Origin of the sequence: Streptomyces sp. AC555_RSS877, assembly GCF_019049245.1 — a bacterium.
Taxonomy (GTDB): Bacteria; Actinomycetota; Actinomycetes; order Streptomycetales; family Streptomycetaceae; genus Streptomyces.
In genome coordinates this window covers 184648-200059 of sequence record NZ_JAGMUK010000040.1, presented here as the reverse complement: position 1 = coordinate 200059, position 15412 = coordinate 184648, and the positions used below count along the sequence as shown (strand labels likewise).

The following is a 15412-nucleotide window of genomic DNA, read 5'->3' as shown; positions in this document are numbered from 1 at the left end:
CACTCCCGTCGGGTGGGTGTCGTGCGAGGGGTACCCCGGTTTCCGGTGAGCACGGCACTGCCGCCCATGCCGTCCTCACACGTGGACGAACCGTGCGGACGGCCTCGCGTCATCCGCCCGTACGGGACTCCAGTGCGAGCCGGGTGTCGTCGCCGTACACGCCGGTCTCGTCGCCGCGGATGCCGTACCAGACCTGGAAGCGGGCCACCGCCTCGGTCAGGTCGGCGTCGTAACTGCCGCTGGTGGAGCCTTGGTCGTAGACGTCCGGGATGCGCAGAAGGCGTTGCTGGAGGTCGGTCACCTCGGGCCCGGCAGCTCCTTCGCGGAGGGTGCCCGGGCCGTCGGGGTCGGTCGCGCCCGAGGCGGCGGGCGGGGGCGCGGCGGGAGCGGACGCGGTCGGGGACGGGGGCGAGGGCCGTGCCGCGTCGGCACCGCTCCGGTCGGGCAGCAGGAACGCGCAGCCGAAGCCGACCAGCGCCGCAGCGACCACGGCGGCCACGACGGTGGTGCGACGCAGGCCGGGCACGCGTCCGACGGGACCGCCGCCCCGTACCGGGTGGCCACCGGCCCGCACCGGAGGGTCGGCGAACCCCACCGCACGGCCGCCGCGCCCGGTCACCGGCCCGTTTCCGGTGACCGGGGCCATCTCCTGTGTCTCCGCCTCGGGGCGGGGCAGCGTCACGACCTCATAGCCGTCGCCGCGTTCCTGGTACTGCCCGGTCCGCTCACGGAACTCCCTGATGAGCTCCGCGAGGGCGTCGGTGTTGCGAGGACGCAGCACGCGGACCGGTTCGAGCGGCTCCCCGCCGGGTCGCTCGGACGACTGCCCGCGATCGGTCGGTGTCGGCATACGGCTCTCCCTCCGTCCCTTTCGCAGGGACCTCCGGCATCCCCCGGGGAGTGATACGCGCCCGCCGCTCGGGGAGTTCAGTGCCCGCGGAGGATCAGCGTCGGCCCGGGCCGACCGCGCGCGGTTCCGTGGAGAGGAAGCGGTGCAGGGATGCCTTCATCGCGCTGACGAACGCGTCCTTGTCCTTGTCGCCCAGGGCGTCCAGGGACAGGTAGGGGTTGAGGTCCTCCAGCTCGACGAGCAGCAGTTCGCCGCCCGGGGCACGGCAGGCGTCGACCCGCTGGATGCCGTGGTCGATGGTGTTCCAGTCGATGAACCGCCGGGCGAACTCCAGGTCGTCCGCGGTGGGTTCGTACGGTTCCAGCTGCCAGCGCCGGTCCGGGTGCGGCGCGTACAGGGCGTACTGGAAGTCGTGGTCGACGAAGTAGAAGGACACCTCGTAGGCGAAGTCGATGCACGGCTGTACCAGGACGTGCCCGTCCACCAGGTCACGCAGGCCGTCCGCGGGGACGATCCGCAGACCCACGGAGTCGGCGCCGAGCTTGGGCTTGACGACGTACCGCTCCGTCTCGGGCAGCCGGTGCAGGTCCTCCGGGCGGTCGACGGTGGGGATGACCGGGTGCCCGGCGGCGCTCAGGTCGAGCAGGTACTGCTTGCCGACCATGTCGGCCCGGCCGGAGAGCTGGTTGTAGACGCGGGCACCACGGGCGAGCGCCCGCTCGCGGAACGCGTCGTACGCCTCCTGGTGGGTCAGCACCGGACCGCTGTTGCGGACGACGACGGCGTCGAAGGCGTCCATCACAGCGGCCGCGTCCCGCGGGTCGCACAGCGCCAGGTCGAAGTCCTCGCGCAGACGGGCGGTGAGGAAGATGTCCTCGTCGCAGTAGCGCCGCCCGCGTGCCTGGTACGCCAGGTCGGTGACGTACAGAAGGCGGGGGCGGGCGGGCGGCATACGGGGCTCCTCGGCTGCGCGGAGAGCCGATCGTATGCGAAGGCGGACGCCGTGCGCACACAGAGCACTCAGTTCCCTCATCGTGTTGCACTGAGTGCCATCCCGCTCGGTCAGGTGCTACTTTCCCGTCCATGAGCTCCAGCAGCGCGGCGCCCCGACGCGGAGAGAAGGCGCAGGCGGCGGTCGCGAAACCGCCCATGCGGGACGCGCTGGTCGCGGCGGCCTTCCGGCTGTTCCTGGAGCGGGGGTACGAGCAGACCACGGTCGACGACATCGTGGCGCTGGCCGGGGTCGGACGCCGGTCCTTCTTCCGCTACTTCCCCTCCAAGGAGGACGTGGTCTTCCCGGACCACGAGCGGTGCCTGGCCGACATGACGCAGTTCCTGGCCGCCGGCGACGACGCGGACGAACCGGTGGGGCGGGTCTGTGACGCGGCCCGGCTGGTGCTGCGGATGTACGCCGAGAACCCGACGTTCTCCGTGCAGCGCTACCGCCTGACCAAGAAGGTGCCGGGCCTGCGCGCGTACGAGCTGTCCGTGGTGTGGCGCTACGAGCGGGCCCTGGCCGAGTATCTGCGGGGCCGGTTCGCCGGCCGCCGCGACGGGACCCTGCAGGCCGACGTGATCGCCGCCGCCGTGGTCGCGGCACACAACAACGCGCTGCGCTCCTGGCTGCGTTCGGACGGACAGGGCGACGCGAGCACGACGGTGGACCATGCGCTCGGCTATGTGCAGTCCGCCTTCGGCAGCCCTCCCGCGTCTCTCGCCGGCGGGCAGCCGGAGGACGTGGTGGTCGTCGTCTCCCGGCGCGGGGCGCCGCTGTGGCGGGTCGTCCAGGAGATCGAGACGGCGCTCGCGCGCGACTGACGTCGACCCCGGACGGGCATCCCGTCGGCACGTTCTCAGATCAGGGGTACGGAGTGCCTTTACGAGTGGCACTGAGTGCCATACTCTGAAGGCGTGCACGGTGGCACGGCGACCGGGCACGTGCGTGCACGGTGATCCGCGCACGTGGATTTCCGGCCGAGCGCAGGGAGTTGACCCACGTGTACCACCCCTCAGGAAGCGTTGTCCGTCAGTCAGCCGGCTTCGCGACGGGCCTACTGGATCCGAAGACCCCGGATCGCGGGAGCGCGGACACGGACGCCATCCTCTTCCAGCGCTGCACCTGGTGCGGCACCGCCATGTACCACCGGCTGCTGTGCCCGGTCTGCCAGGGCAGCGACCTGCGGACGGAGCGCAGCGAGGGCACCGGGACGGTCCGCCACTCCACGGTGGTGCACCGCAACACCCCCGCCGCCCGCAACGTGTCCCTGATCGAGATGGCCGAGGGCTTCGTCCTGCGCGGCCGGGTCATGGGCCCGCCCATCGGCATCCACAGCGGTGACCGGGTCCGGCTGTCCACCGCGAAGGACCCGGTCCGGGGCGAGCCGGTCTTCCAACTGCTCGACGAGCCCTACCGCGCCTGGAGCTGACGGGTCTCTCCGACGCGGCGCCTCACCGCACTCACACGCCGGGCACAACCGCCCCCACGCTCACCGGCCGCCCCGTCTCGAAGCACCGGTTGGCGGCCAGTCCGACGGCCAGCGCGAGAGCGCCGTCGCGTTCGGTGGCCGTCGGGTGTCCCTGGGCCCCGATGTCGGTGGGCGCCCCTGCGGCCCCGGCCCCGGCCCCGAAGAGCGCGTCGAGCATGCGCGGATCGCCTCCGCCGTGGGCTTCGTGAGCGGCGGCGAGGGGGACGTCGACCGGGGGCCGCCACAGCGGACGCAGGGTGAGCCGTGCCCCGCCCGCGTGCTCGGCGGCCGTGTCGCCGTGCAGGGCGCCGCTGCCGGAGGAGATCCGGATGCGGGGCGGCTGCCAACGGCTCTCCTCCACCTCGAGCTCGAGCCGGCCCGCGCTGCCGTTGAACATGACCCGGTAGCCCTCCCACGGGGAGTAGGCCGTCAGGTGGTACGTCATCGTCGCGCCGCGGGCGTAGCGGACGAGGACCGCCATGTCGTCCTCGATGGTGACGGGGCCGTCGAAGACGTTGCGGTCGCGGACGTAGCCGTCGTCCTGCTCGGCGTCGAGGTAGAGGGCGCGCAGGGTGTCGTCGGCCGTGAGATCCAGGGCGAAGGGGTCCTCGGCGGCCGGGGCGGCGCCGTGGGCGCGGTCGTAGTCGCGGCGCAGTCCGTGGCGTTCGCCGGCCTCACGGCCGTAGAAGGCGAGCCGGCCGTATCCGAAGACCTCCCGCGGCCGGTCGGCGAGCCACCAGTTGACCAGGTCGAAGTGGTGGCTGGACTTGTGGACCATGAGGCCGCCGCTGTGCCGCTTCTCGCGGTGCCAGCGGCGGAAGTAGTCGGCGCCGTGGCGTACGTCGAGCAGCCACTCGAAGTGGACGGACAGGATTTCCCCGATCGCGCCCTCGGCGAGCAGGGACCGGACCTTCTCGTGGGCGGGATTGAAGCGGTAGTTGAAGGCGACGGTCAGGGTGTTGCCGGTGTCGCGGACCGTGTCGAGGATGCGGGCGCAGCGCTCGGCGTCGACGGTCATGGGTTTCTCGGTGACCACCCGGCAGCCGGCTTTCAGGGCCGGCACGATGTAGCGGTCGTGTTCGGAGTCGACGGTGGTGACGACGACCTCGTCGATGTCCTCCTGGGCGAGCAGGTCGGCGAAACGGCCGGGGTCCCACTGGGTGGCGGCGGGTTCGCCGGCCTCGGTGAGCAGCCGGTTGTGGAAGGCCATCCGGGTCGGGCTGGGGTCGCACAGGGCGGCGACGTGGTGGCCGGGGCGTTCGGCGAGGGCCCGGGTGAACATCTGGGCGCGGTGACCGGTACCGACGATCGCTGCGCGGTGGTGGGTGGGTCGGCTCATAGAAAGCGCTTCCCCCACCGCGTCCCCGACTAGTCCTCCGCCGTTCCCGACCAGTCCTCCCCCCGTCCCGGGCCGACCCCTCCGTCCGCCCTCCCCCTGGCTTGATCACATCGCTCGGCCGCGGTCATTTCCTCTGCACAGACAACCCACAGCCCCATTCCTCCCGTCCTGTGTGACGCGAGAGGCTCCCGGGACCAACGGGGCGCCTGCGCTTGGGTTTTGAGGAGGGGAACCATTGATCCGTGCCCGGCGAATATGTGTGACCGCCGTGGCGGTGCTGGCGGCCCTGGCGGGATCGCCCGGACTGGCACAGGCTCAACAGCCACCGGAGACGGGGCCGTTGAGCGCGAACGCGGACGGCGGGCTGCCGCCGGGCTGGCGGCTCGGCGGGGAGGGTGCCGCGCGCGAGCTGGTCTGGCGGGCACCGAAGCCCGTGCCGATGGGCGACGCGCGTGTCGAGTTCCATGCCGAGGGCCGGTTGCTCGGGGTGCCGAAGGCCGGGAAGGACGGCCGGACGTTCCGGCTGGGCCTCGGCGAGGCCGGCTTGGAGCGCCTGACTGACCTCCAGGTGCTGGCGAGCGGGCGCCGGTTGGACGCGGCGACGACCGACAGGCCCCGCGAGCGGGATTCCCCGGCCGCCACGCAGCCGCCGGCCGCGCTGCCGGCCGGCGGTGTCGATCCCGGCAAGCCCGGCGCGTACCGCACGGTCACCGGCGCGTACGACCTCGACCCGGTGAAGCTGCCCGGGTTCCCCGCCCCCGTCGAGATGCGCGCCGAGGTGGTGGCCCCCAAGGGAGCCACGGGCAGTCGCCCGCTCGCGCTGTTCCTGCACGGCCGTCACTCCACCTGCTACAAGCCGGGCGGCGAGGACGACGTGACCGGTGAATGGCCCTGCCCGGCCGGCACGAAGCCGATCCCCAGTCACAAGGGCTACCTGCGTGACCAGAAGCTCCTGGCCTCCCAGGGCTATGTGACGGTGTCGATCTCGGCCAACGGCATCAACGGCCAGGACTGGGCCGCCGACGACGGCGGCGCGCAGGCGCGTTCGTCGCTGGTGCGCCAACACCTCGCCCGCTGGGCTGGCTGGGCCGCCCACCGGTCCACCGCCCCGGCCGTCGTACGCGAGGCCCCGAAGGCGGACCTCTCCCGCGTCCTGCTCGTCGGCCACTCGCGGGGCGGCGAGGGCGTGAACCGGGCCGCCATGGACAGCCTCTACCCGCCGCCCGCAGCCCAGGACGGCTACCGTGGCCCGGTGCGCTGGAAGGTGCGCGGCACCGTGCTCATCGGACCGACGATCTTCGGCCAGAATCCGGTCGCGGACGTGCCGTCGGTGACGATCCTGCCGGGCTGCGACGGCGACGTGTCCGACCTCCAGGGCGAGGTGTACGTCGACGGGACACGCGGCATCAGCCGGGGCACCGCCCTGCACAGCGCCGTCTACATGGTCGGCGCCAACCACAACTACTTCAACAGCGAGTGGACCCCGGGCCAGGCCGAGGCGCCCGCCGACGACGACTTCTGGGAGGACGAGGAAGCGCCGGACCCGGTGTGCTCGACGGGCACCGCGACCCGGCTGACCGCCGACCAGCAGCATCGGGCGGGGGCCACCTACATCGCCGCTGCGGCCGGGCTGTTCGTCGGCGGGGACGACCGGGTGCGTCCGCTGCTCGACGGCTCGGGCAGGCGGGCCCCTTCCGCCGACCCCGCCCGCGTGCTCACCCACGCGGTCGGCGCACGCCGCGGTGCCGGGTTCCTGCCGGACGGCCCGGTCGAGGTGACCGGCGCCAAGCTGTGTTCGGCGATCGACCCCGACCCGGCCGTCGCCTGTCTGGACCCCGAGACCGCCGGCTCCTCGCCGCACTTCGCGTGGTGGGAGACGGGACAGGAGACCGGCCGCCGCGCGGTCGCGCTCACCTGGTCGGCGCCGGGTGCGGCGGCGCGCGTCAACCCCGCCAAGCCGCTCTCCCTCAGCCATTCCAGGGACCTGGCGCTGCGCGTCTTCGTGCCGCCGAACACGACCGGCACCCAGCTCGACGTGTCCGTCACCGACACCGCCGGACGCCGCGCCGCGCTCGGCCGGGTACAGGTGGACGGGTTGCCCGGCAGCGGCCGCACCTCCTCCTACTGGGCGCGCGAGGTGCGCGTCCCGCTGACCGCGGCCATCCGGGCCGGTCTCGATCTGCGGCACGTCAAGTCCCTCGCTCTGACCCCGCGTTCGCAGTCGGGGCAGGCCTGGCTGATGGACGCCTGGGGCTGGGCCCCCGGAACTCCGGCGGTGAAGGCGGCCCCGCTGCCGCGCGTCGACGTCGGCCGCACGTTCGTCAAGGAGGGCGACTCGGGCACCCGCACCTACCGCGTCCCGGTCCAGATCTCCGGGCGCGGCAGCGGCCAGGTCCGTGTGTACGTCCTTGATCCGGACACCGACCTCGTCACGAACCAGCTGGTGACGGTACGTCCCGGCAGCAACGCCATCGACATACCGGTCGAGGTGAAGGGCAACACGCGCTTCGCCGACGACATACGGCACGACATCGTCGTGAAGGCGGTGCGCAACGCGGTCATCGGCTCGCACCGGGGCGGCGTGACCGCGGAGAACGACGACCCCGAGCCCGAGATCACCCTGACGCCGGTCGCGGACCGGGTGACCGAAGGGGAGACGCTGACCTGGCGGATGTCCCTGGCCGAGCCCGCCGACCTGGACATCTGGCAGCCGGTCCGGGTGCTTGCGGTCTCCGGGGGCGCCGAGTTGTCCACCAAGGACGTGGACCCGCAGTGGCTCATGGACAACTTCGGGGACTCGCCGGACCCGGAGCGCACGCTGTCCGAGGCGAACCTGTGGGTGTGGATGAGCGTCCCGGCCGGGAGCACCAGCGCCGACTTCACGGTGCCGACCGTGAAGGACCAGGTGGCCGAGCCGACCGAGTCCATGCGTCTCGCGCCGACCGACTACGACGGCGAGCCGCTGCCCGGCCGCCCGGTGCTGACGGGCACGGTGCTGGACGCGTCGTAAGCCGCTCGCGTACGGGGGCACGGACCGCCCGGCCCGTGCCCCCGTACGTCACAGCGTCACGCGGATCCCGACGGTCCCGTCCGGTCCCCGGCGCAGCCGGCTGCCGAGGAGAGTGAGGCGGCCGACGATGCCGTACTTCCGGGCGATCAGCCGGCGGTAGTGGGCGGTGATCTCCGCGTCGGCGATCTCGGCGGTGGCGGGCACCTGGTCGCCGGTCGGGTTGCCGCGCAGGTCGCACGGGCCGACCAGGACGTCTCCGCGCGCCCGGATCCGCTTCACCTTCCAGGCGTCGGCGGCCGACCAGGCACCGAGCGCGTCCCCGTCGCGGACCACCCACACCGGGGTGGCGACTCCGGTGCCGTTCTTCCGATAGCTGGTGATCAGCAGATACTTGCCCGCACCGAGCCGCTCCAGCGGCGTGTCGTCCATGCGGGCAGTCTAGGCCCCGCCGCACCGGATGCGAGGAGGGCCGAGCGCCGGCCCCAGCGATCCGCAACGCCCCGCAGCCGCGCCGCGCGTGCTCACGTCAGCGCAGCGCCGCCGCCATCCGTCGCACGCCCTCCTCGATGATCTCCGGCGAGGTCGCCAGGTTCAGGCGTACGCGTCCGGCCCCGCCGGTGCCGATCGGGAGGCCGGAGCTGAGCGCCACCCGGCCGCGCCGCAGGAACACGTCCGCCGGGTCGTCGCCGAGATCCAGTGCGCGGCAGTCGAGCCAGGCCAGATAGGTGGCCTCCCCTGGGCGGTGGGCGATCGCGGGCAGGCGCTCGGCCAGCAGGCCGGTGAGCAGGCGACGGTTGTCGTCGAGACCGGCGAGCAGGGCGTCCAGCCAGGCGGTGCCCTCGCGCAGGGCCGCGGTGTGGGCGATGACGCCGACGTGGCTCGGGCCGTGCCCGACCTCTTCGGGCAGCCGGGCGAGGTCGGCGGCGGCCGCGGGGCCCGCGACAGCCAGCCCGGCCTTGAGACCGGCGAGGTTCCACCCCTTGGACGCCGACATGAGGGACAGGCCCCCCTCGCCGCCCGGCACGCTCAGGTAGGGCACGAAGCGCGCACCGGCGACGACGGGCGCGTGGATCTCGTCGGCGACGACACGCACGCCGTACCGGGCGGCGAGGGCGGCTACTTCGGCCAGTTCGGCGGCGGTGTGCACCGCGCCGGTCGGATTGTGGGGGCTGCACAGGAGGTAGGCGGCCCGGTGACCGCCGGAGACGGCCCGGCGGAAGGTGTCCCGCAGAACGCCGAGGTCCAGGCGCCCGTCCGGACCGAGCGGGGCTTCGACCACCTGCCGGTCCATGTGGCCGACGAACTGGAAGAACGGCGGGTACACGGGCGGGTTCACCACGACCGGGTCACCGGGCCCGGTCACCAGTCTGATCATCTCGACCACCCCGAGCATCACGTCCGGAACGATCGCGGTGCGTTCCACCGCGAGCCCGCCCCAGCCCCACCGTTCGTCGGCGAAGGAGGCCAGGGCCTCGGCGTAGGCGGTGCCGGCCGGGTAGCCGGTGTCACCGAGTTCGAGGGCGTCGGTGACCGCGCGGACCACGGGTTCGGCGAGGGGGACGTCCATCTCGGCGACCCACAACGGAAGGACGTCGTCGGGGTAGGTGCGCCACTTCGTGCTCGTACGGCATCGGAGGCGGTCGAGGGTGAGTGCGCGCAGGGGATTCGGTTCACCGGACGGTTCGTGCGGGATCCTGGTCATGGCCACAAGATAGGGGGCCGTGGGTGAGCTGACCCGTCGGCCGGTCGAGGCCGGTGGGGGATGGGGTCCGCCTCCCGGATTCGGAGAGATCACGGATGCCGTGAACACGGCGGTCTCGGGCCGCGTATGGATAGTGGGTGCTCAACGACCGGAGGACCCCGCGGTGTTCACACCGTGTGTTCGGGTTCGGGAGCCATGCATGAGGCACGCACGACGACGGGTCGTCCGGCGAGTGACACGGCTGGCGGCCGTCGGCGGACTCCTCCTGGGAGGCACGATGGTCACGCGGGCCATGGCGAGCGAGTCTCCGGACGCCGCCGTCCCGCGGACGTACGCCCAGGCGGCCGCCGACACGGGGGCCGGCCTGGTCTCGCGGCTCGGGAGCTCCCGCACGGCGGGCACCTGGATCGGCGACGACGGCCGGCCGGTCGTCGCGGTCACCGACGAGAAGGCCGCCGCCGAGGTCCGCGGCGCGGGGGCCGAGCCGAAGGTCGTCTCGCACAGCATGAACGAGCTCAAGTCGGCCACGCAGACGCTGCGTTCGGCGCCCCGGGTGGCCGGGACGGCCTGGTCGATGGACTACCGGACCAACCAGATCGTGGTACGAGGCGACAGCACCGTCTCGGCCGCCGACTGGTCCAGGATGACGCGGGTCGCGGACGGCATCGGCGCCTTCGTGCGGATGGAACGCACCGAGGGCACGTTCACCCCCCGTCTCAACGGCGCGCTGCCGATCCTGTCGACCGCCGGACGCTGTTCGGCCGGGTTCAACGTGACCGACGGGAAACGCGACTTCATCCTCACCGCCGGGCACTGCGGGCCCACCGGTTCCGTGTGGTTCGCGGACGACGGAGGGAAGGAGCAGGTGGGCAAGACGGTCACGCAGAGCTTCCCGGGCGACGACTTCTCCCTGGTGCAGTACGCGGACGGCCGGGCGGGTGACGGTGCCGCCGTGGTGGCCATCGGTGACGGCAAGGGAGTGCAGATCACGGCCGCGGCCGACCCGGCCGTCGGGCAACGGGTGTTCCGCAGCGGCAGTACGAGCGGACTGCGCGACGGCCAGGTGACGGCGCTCAACGCGACGGTGAACTACCCCGAGGGAACGGTCAGCGGCCTGATCGAGACGAACGTGTGCGCCGAACCCGGGGACAGCGGGGGGCCGTTGTTCTCCGAGGGGATCGCGCTCGGCGTGACGTCGGGCGGCAGCGGGGACTGCCAGTCGGGCGGTACGACGTTCTTCCAGCCGGTGACGAAGGCGCTGGCCGACCTCGACGTGCAGTTGCTCGTGGCGCCCCCCGCCGCGGGTGGCAGCGCGGCGCCCTCGCCGTCGGCCTCGGCCACGCAGAGCTCGATCGCCCCGGGTGCGGCCGCGCCCGGGGCGTCGGCTCCGGTGGCGGGCGGGACGGCGGGCGCACCGCTGCTGACCCGGCTCACGGACAGCAGGAACGTCGGCCCCGGATTACTGGTCATCGCGGGCAGCATGATCGCCCTGGTGGCCACCCGGTACATCCGGGCGGAGCAGGACCGCAAGGCGTACCGGCGGTACTACTCGGCCACGTGGGGCTGACCGGCCCGGCTCATCCGAGGGTCAGCAATACCGTGGCCGCCGCCGCCCCCAGCAGGCCGGCTGTCTGTCTCCGGGTGACCTTCTCGTGCAGCAGGGCGAGTCCGAGGACGACCGGGAGAGCCGGATAGAGGGAGGCGAGGACCACGGCGACGGCCAGCAACTGCCGTTGGGCGGCCAGGAGATACAGGATGAGTCCGAGTGCGGCTCCCGCCCCGACCAGGAGCGACTGGGCGCACAGCGCGGGCGGGATCCGCAGGCGGCCGGCGTGCCGTACCGCGCCGGGCAGCAGGACGAGCACGGCGGCGATCCGGCCCGCGGCCACCGGCCACAGCCCGCTCGACGCACTCGCCTGGGCGAGCGCGATGTACTGGACGGCGACACCGGCGCTGGCGAGCAGACCGTCGGGCACTCCCCCGCGGGCCGCCCTGTCACCCGCGGAGACCAGCCAGAGCGCGGGCACGGTCACGGCGATGCCCACCCACGCCAGGGGCGTCGGCCGGTCGCCGAGGAGCACCCCGCACAGCACGGACAGCGCGACCCCGGTGACCGCGCTCACCGGCACCACGACGCTCATCGCGCCGCGGCTCAGGCCGCGGTTGAGGAAGTGCATGGCGGTGCCGCTGCCCACCCCGGACAGCGCACCCCAGAAGAGATCGGCCGATTGGACGGCGTCGGCGGGATACAGCAGGGCGGCCGCGAGAGCGAGCAGCAGTCCGCCGGCCTGGCCGAGGAAGGTGACGGCGACGAAGTGGGTACGCCGGGACAGCAGCCCGCCGGCGAAGTCGACGATGCCGTAGCAGACGGCCGAGGTCAGTGCCAGAAGGGGGCCCATCCGGTCAGGGGTGCCCCGGGCGGACGCGGTGATGCCCGGCGGGCTCCGCCGGGAGGCGGGAGCGGACGCCGGGAATCAGGAAAAGGTGGAGGACTTCGAGGAGGGCGGCGGGACTTCGGGGAGGCTCAGGCCGCTTCTGACGACTGCGGGGCCGCGGCGGCCCACTCCAGGACGAGCCGCCGGTACTCCTCGCGCTGCTCGCCGTTCAGTGTCCCGCCCGACCGGAGCCACAGGGCCCTGATCTCCTCGTTGACCTCGTCAGCCGAACGTTCGGTAGCGGGTTCAACACTGGTGGACATGATGTGAAGCATACGGCTCCGGACGTGAAGGCGATGTGAGTAATCACGAGCCAATGGGGCATATCGGACCGTGTTGCTGATCACGTCCATACGCCAAGCCCCGTGGCGGACTTCACACTTGCACCGCCCCCAGCACCAGCACCTGGATCGCCAACACGGCTGCGCCGCGAGCCCAGTCGTGAAAGTCGGACACCTTGGTCTCCAGGCCGACCGGGGCGGCCAGCGGGTGCCGGTGGGCACGAATGGTGTCCTCGACCGTCTTGCCGGCCACGTCCATCAGGCCGACCCCCTCGCCGGCGAGCAGGATCTTCTGGGGCAGGACGAAGTTGGCGATCTGGGCGACCAGGGTGCCCAGGGCGCGCCCGGCCTCCTCGATGACGCGGGCGGGCATCGGGTCCGCCGCCGCGGCGAGGGCGAGGATCTCCTCGTAGGTGCGGTCACGGCCGGTGGCGGCCTGGACCTGGTAGCGGATGTTGGGGATGGTCAGCAGCGAGACGGCGCTGCCGCGTTCGCCGTCGGGGGTGAGGGGGCCGTTGGGGTTCACGATCCAGTGGCGGCCGAAGCCGCGGTCCTCCTCGGCGTACGGCACCCGCTTGCCGCCCAGGACGAGGCCGTAGCCGATGCCGGCGCCGATGGTCAGGACGACGAACCGGTCCAGGCCGCGACCGGCACCGAACCAGGTCTCGGCCTCGACGAGGGCGGCGACGTCGTTCTCGACGACGACCGGCAGTCCGGTGCGCTCTTCGACGAGTGCGGCCAGCGGGACCTCGCGCCAGTTGAGGAAGGGGGACTCCCCCACCACGGCCCGGTCCTGGACCAAGCCCCCGACCCCGATGCCGATGCCCGCGATCCGGGGGTGGGAACGGGCAAGCTCCTCGGTCATCTCGGCCAGCAGGTCCGCGACCCGGGCGGGTTCGTGGGTGGTGAGCGGACGGTCGTGGCGGGCGACGATGTCGCTGCGGAGGGTGGTGACGACGCCGTAGACCATGTCGTCGGTGATCTTGAAGCCGAGGAAGGAGCGGGACTCGGCGACGACGTCGAGCGGTTGCGAGGGGCGCCCCTGGCGGACCTCCGCCGGGCTGCCCGCCTCGGGGACCTCGACCAGCAGGCCGGACTCGATCAGCGGCTTGGTCAGGCGGGTGAGGCTGCCCGCGGAGAGGTCGAGCCGTCGGGCGATCTCGGTACGCGACAGGGGCCCGTGGACGAGCACCTCGATCGCCACCGAGCGTTCGCCCGGGCTCAGGGGAAGCCAGCTTGCGGCACCTGCGGTCATGTAGGTCAGACTCCCACAGAGATTTTCTTTCGCTGTAAAAGCAATATGGCCATGCTACGGGGTTCCCTCAGGCCTGGAAAAGATGTTCGCACGCCCCTTGACGCCTGAATTCTTCCGCGACGAAAGTAAGTGCGAGGACGAGCCGCCGCGGACGAGGGAGTCTCCCGATGACCATCGCCTCCAGCAGCCCTCCGTCGCGTCTGCCCCTGGGCAGCGCCGAGAGGGCACCGACCAAACCGAGGACGGGCCGGGCAAGGGTCCACGAACGCGGGGGCGACGAGCGGCTCGCCGCACTGTTCATCGCGCCCGCCCTGCTGGGCTTCCTGGTCTTCCTGCTGTGGCCGACACTGCGGGGCATCCACCTGAGCTTCACGCGCTACAACCTGCTCACACCGCCCGAGTGGGTGGGCCTCGACAACTACGTACGCATGGTCCAGGACCCGATCTTCTGGGCCTCGCTCAGGGTCACCGTCGAGTACGTGCTGATCAACATCGGGGTGCAGACGGTTTCGGCGCTCGCCATCGCCGTCCTGCTCCAGCGGCTGACGCAGTCGGCGGTGCTGCGCGGAATCGTGCTCACTCCGTACCTGATGGCGAACGTCGTCGCAGGCATCGTCTGGCTCTGGATCCTGGACACCCAGCTCGGCATCGGCAACGAGATCATCTCGGGGCTGGGTTTCGACCGCATCCCGTTCCTCGCGGACGACACCTGGGCAATCCCGACGATCGCGCTGATCAATGTGTGGCGGCACGTCGGCTACACCGCTCTGCTGCTGTTCGCCGGGCTCCAGGCCATCCCGAACGACATGTACGAGGCCGCCAAGGTGGACGGCGCGAGCGAGTGGCGGATGTTCTGGCGGATCACGATGCCGCTGCTGCGGCCGGTCCTCGCGGTCGTGCTGATCATGACGGTGATCGGTTCGTTCCAGGTGTTCGACACGGTCGCCGTGACGACCATGGGCGGACCGGCGAACGCCACCAACGTGCTCCAGTACTACATCTACGGCGCCGCCTTCGGCCGCTTCCAGTTCGGCTACGCCTCGGCGATGTCCGTCGCCCTGCTGGTCGTGCTGAGCGCGATCACCTTCCTTCAGTACCGGCTCACCAGGGCCGGCCAGACCGACCTCGGCTGACGGGGAAGGAGACACCGACATGGCTGCCGTGGCAACCACGACGACCGTACGGCCCACCATCAGGCGCCGGCCTTCCTTCGGCCGGATCATGGCCTGGGCGGCGATGGCCGCGATCGTGCTCATCACCCTGCTGCCGTTCTACTGGATCCTGCGGACCGCGCTGTCCACCAACACCGCGCTCGCCGCGCACCCGGGCGATCCCCTGCCCGTGGACCTCACGTCCGGGGGTTTCGAGCGAGCCCTGGGTCTGCAGTCCACCGAGGAGGCGATAGCCCAGGGCGGTGCGGGCGGCGGTCTGAGGTTCTGGCGCTACCTGATCAACTCGGTGTTCGTCTCCACCCTGATCACCGTCTGCCAGATCTTCTTCTCCGCCATGGCCGCGTACGCCTTCGCGCGCCTCAGGTGGCGCGGCCGGGACAAGATGTTCGTGCTGTTCCTGGCCGGGCTGATGGTGCCCGCGATCTTCACCCTGCTCCCGAACTTCGTGATCATCAAACAACTCGGCCTGGTGGACACCCTGTTGGGCATCTCGCTGCCGACGATGTTCATGACGCCGTTCGCGGTGTTCTTCCTGCGGCAGTTCTTCATGAACGTGCCCCGCGAGGTCGAGGAGGCGGCCCTGCTCGACGGCGCCGGAAAGATCCGGATCTTCTTCCGGGTGATGCTGCCGATGGCGTCCACCCCCGTCCTCACGCTGGGCGTCCTGACGTACATCACCTCCTGGAACGACTACTTCTGGCCGCTGATGGTGTCCTACAGCGACAGCTCGCGGGTGCTCACCGTGGCGCTGGCCATCTTCCGCGCGCAGACGCCGCAGGCCGGCTACGACTGGTCCGGCCTGATGGCGGCCACGCTCATCGCCGCGCTGCCCATGGTGGTGCTCTTCGGCATCTTCGCGCGCCGCATCGTCAGTTCCATCAGCTTCACCGGAATCAAGTAAGG

General features: G+C 71.9%; 14 protein-coding genes. 6 read left to right on the top strand and 8 right to left on the bottom strand.

All coding sequences use genetic code 11. The features are described 5' to 3' along the window. Window positions 1-109: 109 nt before the first annotated feature. Both KUM49_RS18240 and KUM49_RS18235 read right to left on the bottom strand, forming a co-directional pair. Complete coding sequence (locus KUM49_RS18240) at window positions 110-850, bottom strand: peptidoglycan-binding protein (protein ID WP_217237908.1); 741 nt, start codon at window positions 848-850, stop codon at window positions 110-112. Window positions 851-944: 94 nt separating this feature from the next. Next, on the bottom strand, window positions 945-1802 hold the full coding sequence (locus KUM49_RS18235) for a hypothetical protein (RefSeq protein ID WP_217237907.1): 858 nt from the start codon (window positions 1800-1802) through the stop codon (window positions 945-947). Between the two features lie 131 nt (window positions 1803-1933). Between KUM49_RS18235 and KUM49_RS18230 the strand changes: the two genes are divergently transcribed. Both KUM49_RS18230 and KUM49_RS18225 read left to right on the top strand, forming a co-directional pair. Then, window positions 1934-2668 carry a TetR family transcriptional regulator gene (locus KUM49_RS18230; RefSeq protein WP_217237906.1) on the top strand — a complete coding sequence of 245 codons (735 nt, stop codon included), beginning with the start codon at window positions 1934-1936 and terminating at the stop codon, window positions 2666-2668. Window positions 2669-2847: 179 nt separating this feature from the next. Then, window positions 2848-3276, top strand: coding sequence for a Zn-ribbon domain-containing OB-fold protein (locus KUM49_RS18225; protein ID WP_217237905.1), 429 nt, complete (start codon window positions 2848-2850; stop codon window positions 3274-3276). Between the two features lie 31 nt (window positions 3277-3307). On the opposite strand, the gene KUM49_RS18220 is transcribed toward KUM49_RS18225, so the two are convergent. Continuing rightward, window positions 3308-4654: a Gfo/Idh/MocA family protein gene (locus tag KUM49_RS18220; protein WP_217237904.1), complete on the bottom strand. Its 1347-nt coding sequence runs from the start codon at window positions 4652-4654 to the stop codon at window positions 3308-3310. Between the two features lie 235 nt (window positions 4655-4889). Between KUM49_RS18220 and KUM49_RS18215 the strand changes: the two genes are divergently transcribed. Further along, window positions 4890-7664 (top strand): hypothetical protein, encoded by a 2775-nt coding sequence (locus KUM49_RS18215; protein ID WP_217237903.1) that lies wholly within the window; start codon window positions 4890-4892, stop codon window positions 7662-7664. Window positions 7665-7712: 48 nt separating this feature from the next. Here KUM49_RS18215 and KUM49_RS18210 read toward each other — a convergent pair whose 3' ends face one another. Next, window positions 7713-8093: a PPOX class F420-dependent oxidoreductase gene (locus tag KUM49_RS18210; protein WP_217237902.1), complete on the bottom strand. Its 381-nt coding sequence runs from the start codon at window positions 8091-8093 to the stop codon at window positions 7713-7715. Window positions 8094-8190: 97 nt separating this feature from the next. Continuing rightward, entirely contained in the window at window positions 8191-9366 is a 1176-nt protein-coding gene (locus KUM49_RS18205) for a MalY/PatB family protein (protein WP_217237901.1), read from the bottom strand. A 199-nt stretch (window positions 9367-9565) separates the two neighbouring features. Here KUM49_RS18205 and KUM49_RS18200 point away from each other — a divergent pair, with 199 nt between their 5' ends. Then, window positions 9566-10933: a S1 family peptidase gene (locus KUM49_RS18200; protein ID WP_217237900.1), complete on the top strand. Its 1368-nt coding sequence runs from the start codon at window positions 9566-9568 to the stop codon at window positions 10931-10933. A gap of 10 nt (window positions 10934-10943) precedes the next feature. Here KUM49_RS18200 and KUM49_RS18195 read toward each other — a convergent pair whose 3' ends face one another. From KUM49_RS18195 to KUM49_RS18185, 3 genes are all read right to left on the bottom strand, one after another. Then, entirely contained in the window at window positions 10944-11765 is an 822-nt protein-coding gene (locus KUM49_RS18195) for an EamA family transporter (protein WP_217237899.1), read from the bottom strand. 125 nt (window positions 11766-11890) lie between these two features. Further along, window positions 11891-12076, bottom strand: a complete 186-nt coding sequence (locus KUM49_RS18190) for a hypothetical protein (RefSeq protein ID WP_217237898.1) — start codon at window positions 12074-12076, stop codon at window positions 11891-11893. Window positions 12077-12176: 100 nt separating this feature from the next. Continuing rightward, window positions 12177-13337: an ROK family transcriptional regulator gene (locus KUM49_RS18185; protein WP_217237897.1), complete on the bottom strand. Its 1161-nt coding sequence runs from the start codon at window positions 13335-13337 to the stop codon at window positions 12177-12179. Window positions 13338-13504: 167 nt separating this feature from the next. Here KUM49_RS18185 and KUM49_RS18180 point away from each other — a divergent pair, with 167 nt between their 5' ends. Continuing rightward, the gene (locus KUM49_RS18180) at window positions 13505-14470 is read left to right on the top strand and encodes a carbohydrate ABC transporter permease (protein ID WP_217237896.1); all 966 of its coding nucleotides are present in this window, start codon (window positions 13505-13507) and stop codon (window positions 14468-14470) included. Window positions 14471-14489: 19 nt separating this feature from the next. Further along, on the top strand, window positions 14490-15410 hold the full coding sequence (locus KUM49_RS18175) for a carbohydrate ABC transporter permease (RefSeq protein ID WP_217237895.1): 921 nt from the start codon (window positions 14490-14492) through the stop codon (window positions 15408-15410). The last annotated feature ends 2 nt before the right edge of the window (window positions 15411-15412 follow it).

Bases quoted from the DNA above. Each gene is read 5' to 3' on its own strand.
- KUM49_RS18180 (WP_217237896.1), top strand. From the start codon at position 13,505: ATGACCATCGCCTCCAGCAGCCCTCCGTCGCGTCTGCCCCTGGGCAGC.
- KUM49_RS18210 (WP_217237902.1), bottom strand. From the start codon at position 8,093: ATGGACGACACGCCGCTGGAGCGGCTCGGTGCGGGCAAGTATCTGCTG.
- KUM49_RS18195 (WP_217237899.1), bottom strand. From the start codon at position 11,765: ATGGGCCCCCTTCTGGCACTGACCTCGGCCGTCTGCTACGGCATCGTC.
- KUM49_RS18240 (WP_217237908.1), bottom strand. From the start codon at position 850: ATGCCGACACCGACCGATCGCGGGCAGTCGTCCGAGCGACCCGGCGGG.
- KUM49_RS18220 (WP_217237904.1), bottom strand. From the start codon at position 4,654: ATGAGCCGACCCACCCACCACCGCGCAGCGATCGTCGGTACCGGTCAC.
- KUM49_RS18230 (WP_217237906.1), top strand. From the start codon at position 1,934: ATGAGCTCCAGCAGCGCGGCGCCCCGACGCGGAGAGAAGGCGCAGGCG.
- KUM49_RS18205 (WP_217237901.1), bottom strand. From the start codon at position 9,366: ATGACCAGGATCCCGCACGAACCGTCCGGTGAACCGAATCCCCTGCGC.
- KUM49_RS18200 (WP_217237900.1), top strand. From the start codon at position 9,566: ATGAGGCACGCACGACGACGGGTCGTCCGGCGAGTGACACGGCTGGCG.
- KUM49_RS18185 (WP_217237897.1), bottom strand. From the start codon at position 13,337: ATGACCGCAGGTGCCGCAAGCTGGCTTCCCCTGAGCCCGGGCGAACGC.
- KUM49_RS18175 (WP_217237895.1), top strand. From the start codon at position 14,490: ATGGCTGCCGTGGCAACCACGACGACCGTACGGCCCACCATCAGGCGC.
- KUM49_RS18190 (WP_217237898.1), bottom strand. From the start codon at position 12,076: ATGCTTCACATCATGTCCACCAGTGTTGAACCCGCTACCGAACGTTCG.
- KUM49_RS18235 (WP_217237907.1), bottom strand. From the start codon at position 1,802: ATGCCGCCCGCCCGCCCCCGCCTTCTGTACGTCACCGACCTGGCGTAC.